The organism is Halorubrum sp. SP3 (genome assembly GCF_005435195.1).
GTDB classification, from domain to species: Archaea; Halobacteriota; Halobacteria; order Halobacteriales; family Haloferacaceae; genus Halorubrum; species Halorubrum sodomense.
The window spans coordinates 1-658 of record NZ_SGTU01000226.1 but is presented as its reverse complement, the minus strand read 5'-3'; the positions used below and the strand labels follow the sequence as shown (position 1 = coordinate 658).

At 55.9% G+C, this 658-nt stretch carries 2 protein-coding genes; both read left to right on the top strand.

Annotation, left to right across the window (positions count from 1 at the left end):
- Positions 1-272 (top strand): hypothetical protein (locus EXE42_RS19735; RefSeq protein ID WP_206750748.1); only part of this gene is annotated, 272 nt, incomplete at its 5' end.
- A gap of 179 nt (positions 273-451) precedes the next feature.
- Positions 452-658, top strand: a 207-nt coding sequence (locus tag EXE42_RS18865) for a hypothetical protein (protein ID WP_158293759.1), incomplete at its 3' end; no start/stop codon positions are given.

The following is a 658-nucleotide window of genomic DNA, read 5'->3' as shown; positions in this document are numbered from 1 at the left end:
TAGATCACATGGGATCCGACAGCAGGCGCACGTTTGATTGTCCAGAGCCCTGTCGTGATGTCCTCAACATTGTCTTAGCAGAGGAAACAACACTTGTGGATGCTGTATCGAGCGGCGAACTTAATCGCAGAGATATTGAGACGTTTCTTCACTATGCGGCTGATCATGATGTCGAACCCGGAATCGTTCCTCTCGTCAAAATCGTCGATACGCTGCTTGAGGAACGCAATGTTCAAACGGGCGGAGATGCGGGTGCGGCGTCGACGAGCTAAGCACGATTTTATCCGTGGTTATCGCGATCGACTAGTTCTCAAACCGGAGGCCAGCACACACGACAGCCACCACCAGTAGCACCCCGCCGACACCGCTCATGACGACTGAGTGGGCCGTCAGTCCGTATCGAAGCGGGCTCGCAGCATGTGTGCCCCCTACAAGCACAAGGGTCAACACGTTGGTCGTCGCCGACTATCTCCAGATCGTCGCAATCGAAGTGACAGCGATAGCTAGTCGCGAGGTAGTGTTTCGACTCGACGCCGTCGACAGCCGCGGTCTCGTAGAGATGTTCGTAGGTGCCGAGACAGCCGTCTATCGCGACAGATTCTCCGAGTTCGTCGGTGGCCACGCGGTGGACAGCCTTAGTGCGCAGTTCGTTTTTGCG